The organism is Klebsiella planticola, from assembly GCF_000783935.2.
Classification (GTDB): domain Bacteria; phylum Pseudomonadota; class Gammaproteobacteria; order Enterobacterales; family Enterobacteriaceae; genus Klebsiella; species Klebsiella planticola.
The window spans coordinates 1,051,716-1,071,806 of record NZ_CP026047.1; the positions used below are offsets into that span (position 1 = coordinate 1,051,716).

Annotated in this window: 17 protein-coding genes and 1 tRNA gene; 8 read left to right on the forward strand and 10 right to left on the reverse strand. The window is 55.5% G+C overall.

Translation table 11 applies throughout. The features are described 5' to 3' along the window. Positions 1-96: 96 nt before the first annotated feature. Positions 97-1,941: an RNA polymerase sigma factor RpoD gene (gene rpoD / locus MC50_RS05010; RefSeq protein ID WP_032690659.1), complete on the forward strand. Its 1,845-nt coding sequence runs from the start codon at positions 97-99 to the stop codon at positions 1,939-1,941. A 102-nt stretch (positions 1,942-2,043) separates the two neighbouring features. Here the strand turns inward: rpoD and mug are convergent, their stop codons facing one another. Then, the gene (gene mug / locus MC50_RS05015; protein ID WP_004867844.1) at positions 2,044-2,550 is read right to left on the reverse strand and encodes a G/U mismatch-specific DNA glycosylase; all 507 of its coding nucleotides are present in this window, start codon (positions 2,548-2,550) and stop codon (positions 2,044-2,046) included. A 124-nt stretch (positions 2,551-2,674) separates the two neighbouring features. On the opposite strand from mug, the gene MC50_RS05020 reads away from it, so the two are divergent. Then, positions 2,675-2,750 (forward strand) — tRNA-Ile (locus MC50_RS05020). A gap of 686 nt (positions 2,751-3,436) precedes the next feature. On the opposite strand, the gene MC50_RS05025 is transcribed toward MC50_RS05020, so the two are convergent. The 3 genes from MC50_RS05025 to MC50_RS05035 all read right to left on the reverse strand — a co-directional run bounded on the left by MC50_RS05025 (position 3,437) and on the right by MC50_RS05035 (position 7,113). Next, positions 3,437-3,760 (reverse strand): DUF1889 family protein, encoded by a 324-nt coding sequence (locus tag MC50_RS05025; protein WP_072000068.1) that lies wholly within the window; start codon positions 3,758-3,760, stop codon positions 3,437-3,439. A gap of 235 nt (positions 3,761-3,995) precedes the next feature. After that, positions 3,996-5,921, reverse strand: a complete 1,926-nt coding sequence (gene dhaR, locus MC50_RS05030; protein WP_046853434.1) for a dihydroxyacetone kinase operon transcriptional regulator DhaR — start codon at positions 5,919-5,921, stop codon at positions 3,996-3,998. Positions 5,922-6,015: 94 nt separating this feature from the next. Next, on the reverse strand, positions 6,016-7,113 hold the full coding sequence (locus MC50_RS05035) for a glycerol dehydrogenase (protein ID WP_032690654.1): 1,098 nt from the start codon (positions 7,111-7,113) through the stop codon (positions 6,016-6,018). A gap of 595 nt (positions 7,114-7,708) precedes the next feature. On the opposite strand from MC50_RS05035, the gene dhaK reads away from it, so the two are divergent. The 4 genes from dhaK to MC50_RS05060 all read left to right on the forward strand — a co-directional run bounded on the left by dhaK (position 7,709) and on the right by MC50_RS05060 (position 12,597). After that, on the forward strand, positions 7,709-8,779 hold the full coding sequence (gene dhaK / locus MC50_RS05045; protein WP_047663514.1) for a dihydroxyacetone kinase subunit DhaK: 1,071 nt from the start codon (positions 7,709-7,711) through the stop codon (positions 8,777-8,779). A gap of 10 nt (positions 8,780-8,789) precedes the next feature. Continuing rightward, complete coding sequence (gene dhaL / locus MC50_RS05050) at positions 8,790-9,422, forward strand: dihydroxyacetone kinase subunit DhaL (protein ID WP_032690652.1); 633 nt, start codon at positions 8,790-8,792, stop codon at positions 9,420-9,422. Positions 9,423-9,432: 10 nt separating this feature from the next. Beyond that, positions 9,433-10,854 (forward strand): dihydroxyacetone kinase phosphoryl donor subunit DhaM, encoded by a 1,422-nt coding sequence (dhaM, locus tag MC50_RS05055; RefSeq protein ID WP_099001546.1) that lies wholly within the window; start codon positions 9,433-9,435, stop codon positions 10,852-10,854. A 90-nt stretch (positions 10,855-10,944) separates the two neighbouring features. After that, complete coding sequence (locus MC50_RS05060) at positions 10,945-12,597, forward strand: glycerone kinase (protein WP_047663515.1); 1,653 nt, start codon at positions 10,945-10,947, stop codon at positions 12,595-12,597. Between the two features lie 111 nt (positions 12,598-12,708). On the opposite strand, the gene MC50_RS05065 is transcribed toward MC50_RS05060, so the two are convergent. Continuing rightward, entirely contained in the window at positions 12,709-13,482 is a 774-nt protein-coding gene (locus MC50_RS05065; protein ID WP_046853431.1) for a siderophore-interacting protein, read from the reverse strand. 237 nt (positions 13,483-13,719) lie between these two features. On the opposite strand from MC50_RS05065, the gene MC50_RS05070 reads away from it, so the two are divergent. Both MC50_RS05070 and ygjG read left to right on the forward strand, forming a co-directional pair. After that, a complete protein-coding gene (locus MC50_RS05070) occupies positions 13,720-14,292 on the forward strand; it encodes a PadR family transcriptional regulator (protein ID WP_047663516.1) in 573 nt (190 codons plus the stop codon). Between the two features lie 265 nt (positions 14,293-14,557). Then, the gene (gene ygjG / locus MC50_RS05080; RefSeq protein WP_032690647.1) at positions 14,558-15,937 is read left to right on the forward strand and encodes a putrescine aminotransferase; all 1,380 of its coding nucleotides are present in this window, start codon (positions 14,558-14,560) and stop codon (positions 15,935-15,937) included. A gap of 133 nt (positions 15,938-16,070) precedes the next feature. On the opposite strand, the gene MC50_RS05085 is transcribed toward ygjG, so the two are convergent. The 5 genes from MC50_RS05085 to lsrB form a co-directional block, all read right to left on the reverse strand. Further along, positions 16,071-16,550 (reverse strand): Hcp family type VI secretion system effector, encoded by a 480-nt coding sequence (locus tag MC50_RS05085; RefSeq protein WP_032690646.1) that lies wholly within the window; start codon positions 16,548-16,550, stop codon positions 16,071-16,073. 198 nt (positions 16,551-16,748) lie between these two features. Next, positions 16,749-17,462, reverse strand: coding sequence for a hypothetical protein (locus MC50_RS05095; protein WP_047663517.1), 714 nt, complete (start codon positions 17,460-17,462; stop codon positions 16,749-16,751). A 319-nt stretch (positions 17,463-17,781) separates the two neighbouring features. Continuing rightward, positions 17,782-18,075 (reverse strand): (4S)-4-hydroxy-5-phosphonooxypentane-2,3-dione isomerase, encoded by a 294-nt coding sequence (lsrG, locus tag MC50_RS05100; RefSeq protein WP_032690643.1) that lies wholly within the window; start codon positions 18,073-18,075, stop codon positions 17,782-17,784. Then, positions 18,072-18,959, reverse strand: coding sequence for a 3-hydroxy-5-phosphonooxypentane-2,4-dione thiolase (gene lsrF / locus MC50_RS05105; RefSeq protein ID WP_004867885.1), 888 nt, complete (start codon positions 18,957-18,959; stop codon positions 18,072-18,074). The genes lsrG and lsrF overlap by 4 nt, the downstream gene beginning before the upstream one ends. An 11-nt stretch (positions 18,960-18,970) precedes the next feature. After that, on the reverse strand, positions 18,971-19,984 hold the full coding sequence (lsrB, locus tag MC50_RS05110) for an autoinducer 2 ABC transporter substrate-binding protein LsrB (protein ID WP_032690642.1): 1,014 nt from the start codon (positions 19,982-19,984) through the stop codon (positions 18,971-18,973). Between the last annotated feature and the right edge of the window lie 107 nt (positions 19,985-20,091).

Below are 20,091 nucleotides of genomic sequence, written 5' to 3' on the forward strand. Positions count from 1 at the left end.
AGGCGCAGCGGCAATAATATAAGTACGCCCTCGCTTTAAATGTTGGCAGTTTGTCTGTCGACACCAATCAAACGAATTAAGTGTGGATACCGTCTTATGGAGCAAAACCCGCAGTCACAGCTGAAGCTTCTTGTCCAACGTGGTAAGGAGCAAGGCTATCTGACCTATGCCGAGGTCAATGACCATCTGCCGGAAGATATCGTCGACTCCGATCAGATCGAAGACATCATCCAAATGATCAATGACATGGGCATTCAGGTGATGGAAGAAGCACCGGATGCCGATGATCTGCTGCTGGCTGAAAACAGCAACAACACCGACGAAGATGCAGAAGAAGCTGCTGCACAGGTGTTGTCCAGTGTTGAATCTGAAATCGGACGTACAACCGATCCGGTGCGCATGTACATGCGCGAAATGGGTACCGTAGAACTGCTGACGCGTGAAGGCGAAATCGACATCGCCAAACGTATTGAAGATGGGATCAACCAGGTTCAGTGCTCCGTTGCTGAATATCCGGAAGCCATTACCTATCTGCTGGAGCAGTACGACCGCGTTGAAGCTGAAGAAGCGCGCCTGTCCGATCTGATCACCGGTTTCGTCGATCCTAACGCCGAAGAAGACCTGGCGCCAACCGCGACGCACGTCGGCTCTGAACTCTCTCAGGAAGAGATGGATGACGACGAAGACGAAGATGAAGAAGAAGACGACGACAGCAGCGATGACGACAACAGCATCGACCCTGAGCTGGCGCGCGAGAAATTCGCTGAACTGCGCACGCAGTACGAGCTGACCCGCGATACCATCAAAGCGAAAGGTCGTAGCCACGCCGCAGCGCAGGAAGAAATTCTCAAGCTGTCCGAAGTGTTCAAACAGTTCCGCCTGGTACCGAAACAGTTCGATTACCTGGTCGGCAGCATGCGTAGCATGATGGATCGCGTCCGTACTCAGGAACGCATCATCATGAAACTGTGCGTCGAACAGTGCAAAATGCCGAAGAAGAACTTCATCACCCTGTTCACCGGCAACGAAACCAGCGAGACCTGGTTCAACGCTGCGATCGCCATGAACAAGCCGTGGTCTGAAAAACTGCACGACGTCAAAGAAGACGTTCAGCGCGGCCTGCAGAAGCTGCAGCAGATTGAAGAAGAGACCGGCCTGACTATCGAGCAGGTTAAAGATATCAACCGTCGTATGTCCATCGGTGAAGCGAAAGCCCGCCGTGCGAAGAAAGAGATGGTTGAAGCGAACTTGCGTCTGGTTATCTCTATCGCCAAGAAATACACCAACCGTGGCCTGCAGTTCCTGGATCTGATCCAGGAAGGTAACATTGGTCTGATGAAAGCGGTTGATAAGTTCGAATATCGTCGCGGCTACAAGTTCTCCACCTACGCAACCTGGTGGATCCGTCAGGCCATCACCCGTTCTATCGCGGATCAGGCGCGCACCATCCGTATTCCGGTGCATATGATTGAGACTATCAACAAGCTCAACCGTATCTCCCGCCAGATGCTGCAGGAAATGGGTCGCGAGCCGACGCCGGAAGAGCTGGCTGAACGCATGCTGATGCCAGAAGATAAAATTCGTAAAGTGCTGAAAATTGCCAAAGAGCCTATCTCCATGGAAACGCCGATCGGCGACGATGAAGATTCGCATCTGGGTGATTTCATCGAGGATACCACCCTCGAGCTGCCGCTGGACTCCGCAACCACGGAAAGCCTGCGTGCCGCCACTCACGACGTGCTGGCAGGCCTGACCGCTCGTGAAGCCAAGGTCCTGCGTATGCGTTTCGGTATCGATATGAATACCGACCACACGCTGGAAGAAGTCGGTAAACAGTTCGACGTTACCCGTGAACGTATCCGTCAGATCGAAGCGAAGGCGCTGCGTAAGCTGCGTCACCCGAGCCGTTCTGAAGTGCTGCGTAGCTTCCTCGACGATTAATCGTTGCCGGAAATAAAAAAGCTCCCTGCGGGGAGCTTTTTTTTGTCTTCAATTCACCCTGTTGCCGTCAGAGAGAGCCGGCGACGCGACTCACCGCAGGCTCTATCGACCTCGCGATGCCAGCGCATCATCCAGTTCACGATACGCTTCCACCAGCTTATCCAGCGTCGCCCGGTTCAACCCGCTAGGGTTTGGCAGCACCCACACTTCCGTATCGCCGATGGTCACCTGCTGTTTGCCCCAGCGCGCGCCGCGCACCTGAAACGCTTTCTCAAAGGCCTGTTTACCGAGAATCGCCAGCGCCCGCGGCTGATACTGTTCAATTTTCAACACCAGCTCCCGCCCGCCGCTGCGTAGCTCCTGCAAGGCAACTTCGCTGGCCTGAACCGTCGGGCGCTCCACCAGCATAGTAATCCCGCAGCGCGTATCGAGCAGCTGCAGCTCCTCTTCCGGCTTCAGCAGACGGTCGGTAAAACCGGCCTGATAAATCACCTTCCAGAAGCGATTGCCCGGATGCGCGAAATGAAAACCGGTATGGGCAGAGGACTTCCCCGGATTGATGCCGCAGAAGACCACCCGCAGGTCCGGCGCCAGAATATCGTTAATCATCTTTCCACCCGTTCAATACCTAAAAGGCGATTATAAAGGATTGAAAATGCATTGTTTATAAAAACAGCAGCCGTGCGTTTTGCGCTGGATTGCGTCTGCCAGTTACTTTATAATCCCTCGCCACGGCCCCTTAGCTCAGTGGTTAGAGCAGGCGACTCATAATCGCTTGGTCGCTGGTTCAAGTCCAGCAGGGGCCACCAGATAAAACAAGGACTTAGATAAGAAATTATCTAAGTCCTTTTTCTTTGCATTGCATTTGAGCCAGGTCCCGTTTGGGCTTCAGACTTCAATCTCGTTTTTTACCCTGAAGGTTCACCAGAACACTTTCGTTGCAGATAGCCAGCACTTGCTTTAGCCATTCACCGGGGATGCCAACCCAAAACGGCCGTGACTGGCTGTTACCACAATGTTCACTTTCCCCCCCTGAAGGGATGAATCAACATACATTCCACATGACTTTCAGCCAGACAGCCAGCCCGTTCTGTGCGAGAAAACGCACTCAATTCAGAAAAGCGGGAGAGGTATTGTTGCTCAAATGTCGTCATCAGCGGCGGAATTCTGTCCGCCGCTGTAAACTGAAAGCCATCCTAGTCAGATTGACGTTACGGAACCGGCCTGCCCAGTCGTAGACACGACCTGGCCGTTGGCGATGCCACTTGCGAATATGCTCAAAAGCTAAAGTTGCCGGAAGATGATGGCGGATAAAGTGAAAAATACAGCATCATGTTCAGCCAGCGGCAAATACATCGCTTAGCGCGGCAATCTCAAATTATGCTGAATATTCATCGGCTGCAAAAATATAAGGAGCGACGTTAGCAACGTTGCTCCTTTTTTATACCATCCTGCAGGATATCGTCTTCAGAATCATTTTTTAAAAACGTGCCGCTTACACCAGCTCCCGGAGCTGCTCCCGCATATAGGAAGAGAAGTACTCTGGATTTTTAATTACGAGACGGTTGCCAGCGGCGATTTTTTCCGCCCATCCAGCGACTTTATTGGTGAACCCGGAATTCCATCCCTCCCGTTCGCCTCGCAGGATCACGTCTTCGGCGCTAGCCGGAACGCCTAACTCATGGAGATATTTTAAAATGCCCTTAGCCGTACTTTCATCCATTGAATGCGGAGCCGACGCCGATGTGTTCATTCCACCAATAAAATCTAATGCTTTATCTATCGCTGTTGGCATGCTCTTATCCTTAAAATTAACCATGTGATGAACATGTTTATAATATGGACCCAAGTCTGCGGGGATATCAAAGAGATCGTTGCCTTTCTTTGATTCAGACCTCAGTCAAACGTTTGCATGGCGTTTTTCTGCCCAATAAGTCCGGCGCAGCCCGCATAAACCGCCCCGTCATCGGTGACCAACAGCAAATCCCCGCTTAGATCGGGAAAAAACAGCAATTGCGCCCGCCAAATTGCGGAGAGCGCAGGAAAGCAGCAAACTAGTCGTGGTTTTTACGCTTGAACTGGCTGGCGTCGATATCGTACTGCTTCATTTTGCGCCACAGCGTCGTGCGCCCGATATTGAGCAGATGGGACATCTCCTGCACCCGGCCGCTGGTGACGCGGGCGGCATGGATAATGGCCTCTTTTTCAATGGCGCTGAAGGTCAGGCTGGCGGGTAACAGGGGCGAGGCGGTATCGCCGCCCGGCCGCTCGGAGAAGAGATATTCCGGCAAATTGCTCAGGCGGATATGGCCGTTATCGCTACTGATGGCGATATTTTCAATAATGCTGTTTAACTCAAAATCATTGCCCGGCCAGGAGTAGTTCACCAGCTGCGCCAGGGCATCGTCGTCCACTTTCAGGCGTGATGAAAAGCGTTTCTCCAGGCTACGCAGGCGGTTGTGCACCAGCGAGGGAATGCTGTTGCGCCGCGACCTCAGCGGCGGAATGACGATCTCAAACGAGTGCAGCGCGTAATAGAGCTGGCGACTAAAGCGGTTCTGCTCCACCAGATTAGCCAGATCAACGGTGGTGGTGGCAATCACCTTAACGTCCACCGGGATCAGGCGCCGGGCATCGAGGCGGGTTAACACTCCTTGCTTAATCACCTGCAGCAGCGCGGACTGCAGCTCCGGCGCCAGGTACTCTATTTTTTCCAGAAACAGAGTGCCGCCGCTGGCCAGCTCCAGGCGGCTCAGACGCCCGTTTTCGTCATCGGTGGGCGCGCTGCCCATAAAATCCTGCCCCAGCACGCTGTCGGCATACAGCTGACAGTTGACGGCAATATAAGGGCCGCCCGCCCGTTCGCTTTCATTATGAATGGCCTGGGCGACCAGCTCCTTACCCACCCCTTCTTCCCCACAGAGCAGGACCGGAAAACCACCCCGCGCCGCCTGACGGCCAAAATGAATCAGCCGTCGCGTTTCCGGATCGTCCGAGGACATCTGCGCAAACGTGTGGCTCACTTTCCCTAACTGGCTGGTCATCAGCTGGCGCATCTGCTCTACCGGGTGCAGCAGTAAAATAAAGCTGTTGCCCTGCTCTTCGACGATGGGCTTGAGGGTAATCACGGCATCGATAAACTGATGCTGGCTCTCAAACGTCACTTCCGCATGGTTCAGCGCGCGCGCGTGCTTAATGGCCCGGCGCAGCAGCGCCGGCAGCGTCACCAGTTCATTAATATTTTTCCCCTGGCTGGTCTGGGCATCAAGATGTAAGAGCGTCGCGGCCTGCACATTAAGAAACTGCAATACCCCCTGCTCATTCCACGCCATCACGCCGTCATCCATGCTCTCCAGCAGGCCATACATCTGGTTGAGATGGCGGTTAGATTCGGCCAGCAGGCTGTCGGTCAACAGCGAGTTGCCCACCTCCCGGGCGATAGCCAGCGTCAGAGACAAATCAGAGGAGGCCTGCTGTTCTATCAAACAGCACAGCGAGATGGAGCCAAACAGGCGACCGTGGTTATCAAACACCGGCGTGGAGCTAAATGACCACCCGTGCAGCGCCTGTTTAAAGTGTTGATCGCCGGTGGTTTTCACCGGTTGCCCCAGCATCGAGGCCAGCGAGAGCGCGCAGCTGCCGATAATGCTTTCCGCGCAGTAGCTGCCGTCAAGAAAACCGAGTTCGGCGAGCTGCGCCAGCGTCTGCGGATCGCCGCAGCGACTGAGAATACAGGCGGACTCATCGAGGATAAACAACGCGCAGGGTCGGCTATCCATAAACTCCCAGGCATCTTCCAGCGCGGCCTGGCCGATGGTCAGCAGCGCGGTTTTACGTCGGCAGATCGATTCGAAGGTCAGCCCCTGCGCCTGATGCGGCGCCTGCCAGGTCTCCCTTGGCATAAACCGGCTGCAACGCTGCCATGACTGACTGATAACGGAAGATACTGTTTTTCCGGAGTCCTGAGTCTGCGCCGCCATTTCCTTTTCCGCTGTTTAAAATAGTTAACCCCTCCGGCAGAGACTGTCGGAGGGGAGAATACGCTTCACCCTGCAAAAGCAGGTCAGCGAGACGTTAACGCGCCAGCCACTGCTGACCGAGCAAATCGGCCGTCAGGATCGCGGCGTAAACGCTGTCTGCCGTCACCGGGAATGGCATGTTATGGATCGTTTCACCTTCCGCGCAGGTCGCTTGCGCTACCGCCTGAATTTTCCCTTCAATGCCCTCTTTGACGCCCATTTGCGCCAGGGTCACCGGCAGACCGACTTTCTGGCAGAAACCCAGCACCGTTTCAATCTCTTCCATCGGGCTGTTTTGCAGCACCAGCTGCGCCAGGGTGCCAAACGCCACTTTTTCGCCGTGGTACAGATGATGGCACTCTTCCAGAATAGTGAAGCCGTTATGAATGGCGTGCGCCGCGGCAAGCCCGCTGCTTTCAAAGCCAATTCCGCTGAGGTAGGTATTGGCTTCGACAATGCGCTCCAGCGCATCCGTCACTACGCCAGCCTGCGCTGCCAGGCGCGCTTTTTCGCCTTCGGCCAGCAGCGTATCATAGCACAGGCGGGCGAGGCTCAACGCCGCCGCCGTGGACTGTCCGCCGGCCATACTGGTCGCTCTGGCATCAAAGCAGGCCTTCGCTTCAAACCAGGTCGAGAGCGCATCGCCCATCCCGGCCACCAGCAGGCGCACCGGCGCTTTGGCAATAATTGCCGTATCCATCACCACCATATCCGGGTTTTTCGGATAGATCAGATACTCTTCAAACTCACCGGCTTCGGTGTAGATAACCGACAGCGCGCTGGTTGGCGCATCGGTAGAGGCAATCGTCGGGATCACCACCACCGGCAGCTTCTGGTAGAAGCCAATGGCTTTAGCGGTATCGAGCGTCTTCCCGCCGCCAATCCCCACCACGCCGCGGCAGCCGTGCTGCTGCAGAATGGCAATCAGGCGGTTGATCTCCGCGTGGCTGCATTCGCCGTTAAAACGGGCCGCGTGGCAGCTTAAACCGTGGTTATGCAAACCATTGAGTACTTTGTCCCCCGCCAGCTTCATCACGAAGTCATCGGCAATCACAAAAAAACTGTCCGCCAGATTTTTGGCATACTGACCAAAAAGCGTGGATGCGTCAGGACCCTGAAGATATTTGGCCGGAGATTGAATAACTTTTAGCATTCCTTTCACCCTCAAATAAGTGCATGTTTTACATGATGAGCCCTGGCGTCATCCTGTTCAGCCTGCGGTTGATGGCGGAAACGGGATCGTGGCCGGAGCGATGCAAACACTGTAGGGCGAGCAGTGAACAAAAAAATTTTTCCCGTTTTTGTTCTGATATGAAACAGAGAATATTTTTTACCGTTCCATATTGGAACATCAATTGCCGTAAAACGCCGGGATTGCGATCCCGATCCGTCCATTCGCCGTCATGCTACAAAAAAAAACGGATAATCTGCCAACACTGTTGCCCCCGACAGCAGAAAACAAATCAAAAAAGGATCCGCCGCCCCGGCTACCGCAGAAGAACGCAGGGCGAAAAAACAGCCTTAGCTCGCATTTTTCTCTTTTCATCGGCGATAACGTTTCATAACGGAACAAAAATAAATAACCACGTTCCGTTATGAAACTCGTTTTCGCGACATTTTTTTTTCCGTTAACTCAGCCAGAATCATAACGTCGCCGGGTCGTTCTTCACGCCAGACGATACCCCTACACGATGACCGCCTCCGCGGGTAGAGAGGCCGCATCGCATCACTCCGACGGAGCATAAATAATGAAAAAATTGATTAACCGTGTCGAAGATGTACTGAGTGAACAACTGCTTGGCCTCGCCAGAGCCCATCCTGAATTGACGCTGCATCAGGACCCGGTGTATGTCACCCGCGCCGATGCGCCGGTTGCCGGGAAAGTGGCACTGCTCTCCGGCGGCGGCAGCGGACACGAGCCGATGCACTGCGGCTATATTGGCAAAGGTATGCTTGCCGGCGCCTGTCCGGGCGAGATTTTCACCTCCCCGACCCCGGATAAAATGTTCGAGTGCGCGATGAATATCGACGGCGGCGAAGGCGTGCTGCTGATCATCAAAAACTACACCGGGGATATCCTCAATTTCGAAACCGCCACCGAACTACTGCACGAAAGCGGCGTTAAGGTGACCACCGTCGTCATCGATGACGACGTGGCGGTCAAAGACAGCCTCTACACCGCCGGACGCCGCGGCGTCGCCAACACCGTCCTGATTGAGAAGCTGGTCGGCGCGGCCGCCGAACGCGGCGATTCACTGGAAGCCTGCGCTGAGCTGGGTCGCAAGCTTAACAACCTCGGCCACTCCATCGGGGTGGCGCTAGGCGCCTGTACCGTGCCGGCCGCCGGACAGCCATCGTTTGAATTACAGGATAATGAGATGGAATTCGGCGTCGGGATCCACGGCGAGCCGGGTATCAATCGTCGCCCCTTCAGCTCTCTTGACCGCACCGTTGATGAGATGTTCGACACCCTGCTGGAGAACGGCACCTACAGCCGCACGCTGCGTCAGTGGGATACCGTCAAAGGAAGCTGGCAGGACGTCACGCAAAGCAAACAGGCGCTACAGAAGGGCGACCGCGTCATCGCGCTGGTCAATAACCTTGGCGCCACCCCGCTGTCGGAACTGTACGGCGTATACAACCGTCTGGCCAAGCGCTGCGAGGAGAGTGGCATCACCATCGAGCGCAACCTCATCGGCAGCTACTGCACCTCGCTGGATATGGTGGGTTTCTCCCTCACGCTACTGAAAGTCGATGACGACACGCTGGCGTTATGGGACGCCCCCGTTCATACCCCGGCGCTGAACTGGGGCCATTAAGGAGCACGACATGTCACTGAACAGAACGCAAATCGTTAACTGGCTCTATCGCTGCGGCGACATTTTTACCAAAGAGAAAGATTTTCTGACCGGCCTGGATAAAGAGATTGGCGATGCCGACCACGGTCTGAATATGTATCGCGGCTTCAGCAAGGTGGTGGAAAAACTGCCGTCCATTGCCGATAAAGATATCGGTTTTATTCTTAAGAACACCGGAATGACGCTGCTCTCCAACGTCGGCGGTGCCAGCGGCCCGCTGTTCGGCACCTTCTTTATTCGCGCAGCCCAGGTGACACAGGCTCACCAGAGTCTGACCCTCGAAGAGCTGTACCAGATGATGCGCGAAGGGGCGGACGGCGTGGTCAACCGGGGGAAAGCGGAACCCGGTGATAAAACCATGTGCGACGTCTGGCTACCGGTCGTCGAGTCACTGCGCCAGTCCAGCGAACAGCACCTGTCGGTTCAGCACGCGCTGGATGCCGCCGCGACACAAGCAGAGGAAGCCGCCCGCTCTACCATCACCATGCAGGCCCGCAAAGGCCGCGCCAGCTACCTCGGCGAACGCAGCATCGGGCACCAGGATCCGGGCGCAACCTCGGTGATGTTCATGATTCAGGAGCTGGCTGCCGCAGCCAAAGAGTAAGGATAACGCGATGGTAAACCTGGTGATTGTTTCTCATAGCGCCCGACTGGGCGAAGGTGTCGGAGAACTGGCCCGGCAGATGTTAACTGGCGACGGCTGTAAGCTAGCGATCGCCGCCGGCATTGACGATCCTGAAAACCCGATCGGCACCGATCCCATTAAGGTGATGGAGGCCATTGAATCCGTCGCCGATACCGACCACGTGCTGGTGATGATGGATATCGGCAGCGCCCTGCTCAGCGCGGAAACCGCGTTGGATCTCCTCGATCCGGCGATCGCGGCGAAGGTTCGCCTGTGCGCCGCGCCGCTGGTCGAAGGCACTCTGGCGGCAACGGTCAGCGCCGCCACCGGATCGGATATCGATAAAGTGATCGCCGACGCCATGAACGCCCTGGAAGCTAAGCGCGTACAGCTGGGGTTACCATCGCTCGCACAGAACGGCCCCGAGGCCACGCCGCTGGCCGACGATCTGAGCGGCGAGTCCGTCTCCGTGGTCATTAAAAACCATAACGGCTTACACGTTCGTCCGGCATCGCGGCTGGTGGCCGCGTTATCCGGATTCAATGCCGATCTGGTGCTGGAGAAAGGCGGCAAATGCGTCTCACCGGACAGCATTAACCAGATTGCCCTGTTGCAGGTACGCTGCAACGATACATTAAGGCTGCTGGCCCGCGGGCCAGATGCCGAAGCGGCGCTGGCGGCATTTCAGGCGCTGGCGGCGGAGAACTTTGGCGAGCAGCCGGACGCCGCGCCAGCGCTCTTTGCCCCGACCGCCGCGCGCGTTCAGGGCAAAGCGCTCCGCTATCCGCTGCCTGCCCCCCGGCCAGTCCAACAAACCGGCGCCGACATCGCCAACGAACAGCGGCGCCTGCAGCAGGCGATCGGCCAGACGCTGGACGATCTCAATGCGCTGACCACTCTGGCGGAAGAGCGCTATTCTGCCGATATCGCGGCCATTTTCTCCGGCCACCACACGCTGCTCGACGACCCGGATCTCTATGAAGCCGCCTGCGATATCCTGCGCCAGGAACAATGCAATGCGGAGTGGGCGTGGTATCAGGTGCTGGCCGATCTCAGCCAGCAGTACCGCCAGTTGAACGATGCCTATCTGCAGGCGCGCTATATTGATATCGACGATCTGCTTCACCGGACTTTGCGCCATCTGCAAGGCAGCAGCGAAGAGCCGCTGGCGGTGCATGAGCCGACGATTATCATCGCCGACGATCTCTTTCCTTCCACTGTCTTGCAGCTGGATCCTCGCCTGGTCAAGGGGATTTGTCTGCGGGAAGGGAGCGAGGCATCCCATGGCGCGATCATCGCCCGTCAGGCCGGGATCGTCTGCCTGTGTCAGCAGGGAGACGCTCTGCAGCAGATAGGTGACGGTGAATCCCTTACCCTGGATGTCGCCGGAAAACGCGTTATCCGCACGTAGCTGTCCATTTGTCACTCTCTGTACGCCATTCTTCACGCCGGAGGCTCCGCCTCCGGGGATTCTGTTTTCGCTCAACCACCAGGAACCGTTATGTCTCAATTCTTTTTTAATCAGCGCACCCGCCTCGTCGACGATGTTATTGAAGGAACGATCGTTGCCAGCCCGTGGAACAACCTGGCGCGTCTGGAGAGCGACCCGGCGATTCGCGTGGTCGTTCGTCGCGATCTCAACAAAAGCAATGTCGCCGTCATCTCCGGCGGCGGCTCCGGCCATGAGCCGGCCCACGTCGGGTTTATCGGCAAAGGGATGCTCACCGCCGCGGTGTGCGGCGATATTTTTGCTTCCCCGAGCGTGGATGCGGTGCTGACCGCCATTCAGGCGGTGACCGGCGAAGCGGGCTGTCTGCTGATTGTCAAAAACTATACCGGCGATCGCCTTAACTTTGGTCTCGCCGCAGAGAAAGCACGTCGCCTGGGTTACAACGTCGAAATGCTGATTGTCGGCGACGATATTTCGTTGCCGGATAACAAGCATCCGCGCGGGATTGCCGGGACTATCCTGGTGCATAAAGTGGCCGGTTATTTTGCCGAACGTGGCTACAATCTTGCCACCGTGCTGCGCGAAGCCCGGTATGCGGCGGACAAGACCCGCACGCTGGGCCTCGCGCTCTCCAGTTGTCATCTGCCGCAGGAGGCTGAAACGGCGCCACGCCACCATCCCGATCGGGCAGAACTGGGCATGGGCATCCATGGCGAACCCGGCGCCTCGGTCATCGCCACCCAGAACAGCGCGCAGATTGTCCGCCTGATGGTGGAGAAACTGACCGCCGCCCTGCCGCAAACCGGCCGCCTGGCGGTGATGCTTAACAACCTCGGCGGCGTGTCGGTGGCGGAAATGGCGATTCTGACCCGTGAGCTGGCCGACACGCCGCTCCATCAGCGGATCGACTGGCTGATTGGCCCGGCGTCGCTGGTGACGGCGCTGGATATGAAAGGTTTCTCGATAACCGCCATCGTACTGGAGGAGAGCATTGAAAAGGCGCTGCTTTCCGCTGTGGAAACAGCCAGCTGGCAGGCGCCGGTACAGCCGCGGGCCATCGAGGTGATGCCCTCTTCGCTGCGTAGCACCCGCGTGGCGTTCCAGCCTTCGGACAATCACGACGTGGCGGGCTATGTCGGGCGGATAACCAGTACCCTGTCTGACCTGGAGACGCACCTGAATGCGCTGGATGCCAAAGTCGGCGATGGCGATACCGGCTCCACCTTTGCCGCAGGCGCGCGCGATATTGCCGCCCTGCTGCGGCGCCAGCAGCTGCCGCTGGGCGATCTCGCGACCCTGTTCACCCTGATCGGTGAACGTCTGACCGTGGTGATGGGGGGTTCCAGCGGCGTGCTGATGTCGATCTTCTTTACCGCCGCCGGGCAGAAGCTGGAACAAGGCGCCGGCGTCGCGGAAGCGTTAAACGCCGGTCTGGCGCAAATGAAGTTTTACGGCGGGGCGGATGAGGGCGATCGCACGATGATTGATGCGCTACAGCCGGCGCTGGCGTCGCTGCTTGTCGCACCGATGGATTTACAGGCGGCGTTTGCCGCGGCGGAAGCGGGCGCCGAACGCACCTGCCACGCCAGCAAAGCTAACGCCGGGCGCGCGTCGTACCTTAACAGCGACAGCCTGCTGGGCAATATGGATCCGGGCGCCCACGCGGTAGCGCAGGTCTTCAAAACGCTGGCGGAACACCGCTAAGGCTGCGCCCTCAGCAGCGGAATATCCCGGCAACGCGACGCTGAGCCGGGCGAGAGAACGGAATAGCCGCTATCCCGGGCAACGTGCTGACGCCGTAGCCCGGGAATCAGGCTATTTACTGTGCCAGTAGGCCTGGGAACGCACCAGCTGAGGGTCAATTTGGTCATTTTCAAACCGCCCGAGCAGCGATTTCACCACCGCGCCTTCACCGGTCACCCAGATAAAATAATCTTCCGCGGGCACGCTCACCTGCGCCAGACGTTCAGCCACGACCGATGAATGATGGCCGACGATCCACTCAATATTAAAGCCCTGCAAATCTGCCAGATAATCTTTATACGATGCGTCGCCGATCGTCACCAGCGCCGTAACCTGCGGGCGCACGGGCAGGCGGCTGAGGCCCAGCAGACGGCGGCGTAGCGCAGGCATACCGGATTCATCGCAGACATACAGCTGCCAGGCATAATCCTCCGGCACCACCAGCGAACCGCGCGGACCACCAATCACCAGCTTATCGCCGACGTTTGCCGCCAGCGCCCAGCTGCTGGCGATACCGCCGTCGTGGATGAAGAAGTCATAGGCCAGTTCATGACGTTCGGCATCATACAGCGGCGTGTAGTCTCGGGTTGCCGGACGGACGCCGTCGCCCCAGTTAATGCCCTCTTCCGTCACCTGCGGCGGCGTAAACGCGGCGCCGGCTTCCGGGAAAAAGAGTTTGGTATGGTCGTCAAAACCCTGGGAGACAAAACCTTCCAGCGCCTCTCCGCCCAGCACAATGCGCTGGAAGGCGGCGCCGACGCGCTCAACGCGCAGCACGGTTAACTCGCGAAAACGCAGCTCATTGCGAACGCGTTTCGGGTACTGAGGTTCTTTCGTTTTTATCATTGTCATTCGCCTTCGTGAGATTTATAGATATATCTAAACTTTACCCAAATGATAATGATTGCCATTAAAAAAGAATGCAAGTTTTTTTTGATATAGCCGTCGCAAAAAGCAATAAAGTACAAATGACAAAATAAAACCATTTAAAATCAATAAATTATTAAAATATTGAGATTCATGCTTGCTAAGCATTATTTTTTAGATATAAATTAGATATATCAAAACATACAGGAGCAAACTATGCGACATCATCATGAAGAAGGTCGTGGGCCACGTGGCCACCACGGTGAACACAGCGAACGCGGGGAGCATGGCCGCCGGGGTGGCGGCGGTGGCGGCGGTGGCGGACGCCGTCAGCGTTTCTTTGGCCACGGCGAACTGCGTCTGGTGATCCTCGACATCCTCACCCGCAACGCCAGCCACGGCTACGAGTTGATTAAAGAGATAGAAAACCTGACCCAGGGCAACTACAGCCCAAGTCCGGGCGTGATCTATCCCACCCTCGATCTCCTTCAGGATCAGGGTCTTATCAGCGTCGAAGAGGAAAATGGCCGCAAAAAAATCGCCATAACCGCAGAGGGCAGCCTTCTGCATGCCGAGAATCGGGAACAGCTCGGCCATATTCAGGAACGTTTGCAGGCCCGTATGGTCGGCTGTGAACTGCGGAAAAACCCGCAAATGAAGCGGGCGCTGGAGAACTTTAAAGCCGTTCTGGATTTAAAAGTTAATCAGCAGGCCATTAGCGAGACCCAGTTGAAACAGATTGTCGCCGTCATTGACCGCGCGGCCATGGAGATTTCCCAGCTCGATTAATCTCTTCGGGGGGATGCCAGTCCCCCCTCTGCCCCCATATTGGGCAATCTGCACCACCAGGCGGCACGCGGTGGAATGCCTCCAGACGGGTAGCGTCCCCCGCTCAGGAGTAAAACATGCCAAAAATATCGCCGTGAGATTAAATTTCGTGCAAATGCGCTTTCGCGCTGCGTTTATCCCGATTTTCAGCTGCCGTGCCGAAGTGGCGTAATCCCTGCAATACTTAATGCAGTATCATGTGATACGCCCGTCCCAGGAGCTCACTTTGAACAGGTTACCTTCCAGCGCATCGGCTCTGGCCTGCAGCGCACACGCACTGAATCTCATTGAGAAGCGAACGCTTGATCATGAGGAGATGAAAGCACTTAACCAGGAGGTCAGGGAATATTTTAAAGAGCATGTGAATCCCGGTTTTTTAGAGTACCGAAAATCGGTTACCGCTGGCGGGGATTACGGAGCCGTAGAGTGGCAAGCGGGAGGGTTAAATACGCTTGTCGACACTCAGGGACAAGAGTTTGTCGATTGCCTGGGTGGCTTTGGAATTTTTAATGTAGGGCACCGTAATCCAGTTGTGATTTCCGCCGTCGAGCATCAGCTCGCTAAACAACCTCTTCATAGTCAGGAACTGCTTGACCCGCTGCGGGCCATGCTGGCAAAAACGCTGGCCGCGTTAACCCCCGGCAAGCTGAAATACAGCTTCTTCTGTAACAGCGGTACAGAGTCGGTCGAAGCGGCGCTGAAGCTCGCTAAAGCCTACCAGTCGCCGCGCGGTAAATTTACGTTTGTGGCCACCAGCGGCGCTTTCCATGGTAAGTCGCTGGGCGCGCTATCGGCCACCGCGAAATCGACATTCCGTAAGCCTTTTATGCCGCTACTTCCAGGGTTCCGTCACGTGCCGTTCGGCGATATCAACGCGATGCGTACTCTGCTGAGCGAGTGTAAAAAAACCGGTGATGATGTCGCGGCGGTGATCCTTGAGCCGATCCAGGGTGAAGGAGGCGTGATCCTGCCGCCGCAGGGCTACCTGCCCGCGGTGCGTAAGCTGTGCGATGAGTTTGGCGCGCTGCTGATCCTCGACGAAGTGCAAACCGGCATGGGGCGCACCGGCAAAATGTTTGCCTGCGAGCACGAAAACGTTCAGCCGGACATTCTGTGCCTCGCCAAAGCGCTCGGCGGCGGCGTGATGCCAATTGGCGCAACGGTGGCGACCGAAGAGGTGTTCTCGGTGCTGTTCGACAACCCGTTCCTGCACACCACCACCTTCGGCGGTAATCCGCTGGCCTGTGCTGCGGCGCTGGCCACGATCAACGTCCTGCTGACGCAGAATCTGCCGGCCCAGGCGGAGCAGAAAGGTGAGCTGTTGCTGAACGGCTTCCATCAACTATCCCGCGAATACCCGGATCTGGTGAATGAAGTTCGCGGTAAAGGGATGCTGATGGCGATTGAGTTCGTGGATAACGAAATCGGCTACAACTTCGCCAGCGAGATGTTCCGCCAGCGGGTGCTGGTGGCCGGAACGTTGAATAATGCCAAAACCATTCGTATTGAACCGCCGCTGACGCTGACGATTGAGCAGTGTGAACAGGTCATCAAAGCGGCGAGTAAAGCGCTGGCGGCCCTGCGGGTATCTGTGGAGCAAGCCTGAAGATAGTCAACAAAAGCCCGGCGAAAACGATGTTCGCCGGGCTTTTTTACGCCTGCCATTCCGTCATACCGGCCAGACCAATGCCGTACTGCCCGACTTTCACCTTCATGTCATATGCCGTTTGCCTATACGGTTAATATGTCGCACGCTCATTCCATGAGTCTGTATAGACAATATTGCCATCGCAATGCTTCCAGGTAATTTTTTCATAGCGCATAAGCACCGTTTCAAGATGCGTTCCGGTATCTGCCCCTGGGTATAAATCCGGCGTGATTGATGTCAGCTTTACATTTTCAAGAATAATATTGAAGTACTCCTGCTCTAACCCGGCCTCAATAATCTGATACAGTTTGAACATCGCAGATTGCAAAGTTCTCCCGGTACTTAACGCCCGGTAAAGCATGGGAGTGACACGGTCAAATTCCTTCTGAAACATAATCGGCATATGAATACGCGTGCCGGTCAACTTTCCGGTATTGCCGTCAATCGGAATATTGACGTTATGGGTAAACGATTTCAGCTCGATAGCCCCTTCACGACCTGATACCAGCGACGGACCGACCATCGGTGAACCATTTTCATCCGTTAACCATAAATAGGCTGGATTAGACATAAAAATCCTTTTCGTAGAAATTATTTATCGTACTTATCGAATCGTTCCGTAAATTTAGGCAATATAATGATCAGTACTATCATTGAAAAAATGGTTAAAGCAAACCAGTAAGTCGGAAAAAATTCAAGATAAAAAAATCCAAACCCAATGTAGCAGACCAGAATAAGTCCTTCATTAAAAATAAGTGACAGTAAAGTTTTAAACATGATACTTACTCTTTATGGCGTTATAACACTCATCGAAATCCTGATAAAATTTTATCTTAACATTTTTGATAACTTCGGATAGAACAGGTTCAAGGAAGTAATAAAGCATTTCTAGTTCTGCGTTGTAGAGTATCGCGAAGTATTTTGGATCCAGTGTTTTCAGCCTACGGGCAGCAAGGGCACATTTCTGTTCGGTCCCGAATATCTGGAACATCCAAACAACACCTGGAACCCGTGCAGCGAGCCTTTCAACAACCGCACGAGACACTAAATCTGACATAGATAATGCCTCGGCCAGGGTAACAGCAAGACCCAACTGCACTGCCCTACTTTCTGGCATTCGGGCAACCACCCTTGTAGCTGTTGAATCAACAGAACGCACAATACCCTTTGAATTTCCGTTTTCCGTATCGTCTATGACCATTTGAAAGTAGAGATAGAATATATGGACTATCACGTCACGGTACCGATAGATGGAGCGAATGGAATACATCATCCTTTTTTCTTCGGAGTATAATTGCCCGCAAACATCATGATATCTGGGGATAAGACAAGAAGAATACCAACTTACCCGCTCAACCCCGGAGTAAATATCAGAACCAATGCCCTTCATTGCTTTCCATGTGGAGATTACGCCCTGTTGTCCATACACCGCTAGCTGCCTGTCGCTCTGCAACTTCATTTTTAAATAGTCCGAGGCTTTCATCGAGTATCCTTACTATCAGCATGGCTAACCCCGAATGTATGCAAAAAGAACAAACAACTCAAATAAAACAAACCAAAAACCTTTATTTATTTTGTACCAAACCGCCGGGAGCGCTAATTCATATTTAAATATACAGTTCCTTGCAGAATATATTAATACGTTGAATACATCGCGAAGATAATGCACTCACCGTCCGGTTTATCATTGCGGTAAACCCTACCCACAATACAAAAGAAAGTTTAAAGCACTCCCCTCTCGACAGAAACATGGCCTGCGATAATCCGCTCGCCGCAGAGATCCCGCAGGCCAGGGGGCAAGGCTATTCCGGCAATAACCCCACGAAACTGCGTTTCTTACGCGGCTCCGACATCATCTGGTCGAGCTTTTCCACGCAGGCCAGGTAGTGCGGGGTTTTCTTATGCGCCAGCACCGCCTCATCATCTTTATAAGCTTCGTAGATAAAAAAACGGGTCTTCACTTCCGGGTCCTGCAGCACGTCAAATCGCAGGTTGCCCGGCTCTTTTAGCGCCCCTTCATGGTTAGCCCGAAAGACGTCGAGAAACTCCGCCACCCGCTCTGGCCTGATATTAATCTCCACCAGCGTCACATTCATTTTTGCTCTCCCTGTTTCTCTTCCTGCCAGAACTGATACGCCTCGCGGGCGCTCATATTCTCATGGACCACTTTTTTCACCGCCTTTAACATCGCCCGCGGCGCGCTGGACTGGAAGATATTGCGCCCCATATCGACGCCGGATGCCCCCTGGTCAAGCGCCCGCCAGCACATCTCCAGCGCTTCATGTTCCGGCAGCTTTTTGCCCCCGGCGATCACAATTGGCACCGGGCAGCTGGCGGTGACTTTTTCAAATCCCTCATCGACAAAGTAGGTTTTGACAAACTGCGCCCCCATCTCGGCAGCAATGCGGCTGGCAAGCGAGAAGTAGCGGGCGTCGCGGGTCATCTCTTTCCCCACGCCGGTCACCGCCAGCACCGGCATACCGTAGCGGTTGCCCGCATCCACCAGCTTAATGATGTTATTGATCGACTGGTGTTCGTATTCGCTGCCGATATAGACCTGCGCCGCCACCGCGCAGACGTTGAGGCGCAGAGCATCTTCCATCGCCACGGCAACGCACTCGTTGGAGAGTTCGCTGAGAATAGAATTGCCGCCGGAGGCGCGTAGCACCACCGGCTTGTTGGTGGCCGCCGGGACCTGGCTGCGTAGCACCCCGCGGGTACACATCAGCACGTCGGTCTCCTCAAACAGCGGCGCGATAGAGAGATCGATACGTTCAAGCCCGGTGGTCGGCCCCTGAAAGTAGCCGTGATCGAAAGCCAGCATGACCGTGCGGTTGCTCTGCGGATTAAAGATACGCGCCAGCCGGGACTGCATTCCCCACTCCAGCGAACCACAGCCTTTCAACGTATAGAGCGTATTCTTCTGCGGCCGGTCAAAGCCGAAGTCTTTTCCCTCTTTGATATCGTCTAAATCTGCCATCTCGTCCTCCATCAGAAGTCGTAGTGATTGATGTTCTCTTTGGTGAACACCACGCGCTCTGGCAGCAGTACGATACCGTTGCCTTGCGCTTCATACTGGTAGCCCTGCACGCTGTTTGGCTCAACCTTCAGCGTCCCGATGTCTTTGATATCCACGCTATCGCCAACGTTAAGATCGCCTTTTTTTAGCAGCCGATCGGCGACGTTCACCGCAATTTTCCCCTGCTGTACCACATCCCACAGGCCGAAGGCTTTGACCGTGCCGCGCTCGACATAGGGGCGCATCACATTCGGCGTGCTGAAGCCGACAATCGCCACGCCCTGGCGCTTGAGGTTCTCTGCCGCCTGCGCGGCGGCCGGCAGCGCGTTGGCGTCAGGGGCGATAATGGCGTCGAGATCCGGATACGCTTTTAAGATCCCCTCGGCGGTTTGCAGCGATTTGGTGGCGTCGTTATAGCCAAACTGCGTCGTCACCACCTCCCACTGCGGATGCTCTTTTTCGATTTTGGCTTTCGCCTCTTTCACCCACTGGTTCTGGTCGGTCACCGTCGGGCTGGAGTAGAAAAATGCCACTTTGGCGGCGGGCTTCGTCACCTGTTTTTCCGCCATCTCCACCAGCAGGCCGCCGAGCTGCTGCGGAGTGCCCTGGTTGATGTAGATGCTGCGGCACTCGGGTTTAGTATCGGAGTCCCAGGTCAGGACCTTCACGCCGCGCTGCATCGCCCGCTTCAGCGCCGGACACAGGCCATCCGGCGACACTGCCGAGACGATAATCGCGTTGTAACCCTGATTGACGAAGTTGTTGATCAGCTGCACCTGGCCGGACACGCTTGGTTCGGTCGGGCCGTCGTAGGTGACGTCCACGCCAAGCGCTTTGCCTGCTTCTTTCGCGCCGTTGCCGCCGCTGGTAAAGAAGCCCACGCCGACCAGCTTAGGAATAAAGGCGATGCGATCCGCCGCCTGAGCCACCGCGACACTCATGGCCAGCGCCAGGGCACTGATTTGCAGGATATGTTTTGCTTTCATCTTGTTATGCTCCGATTGTTTTAAACCGTCATACTTCAAGTTGCATGTGCGTTGGCTACCTTCGTTCACCCCGCAGCACCCGGGAACGCATAAACTTGCCGCCTTCT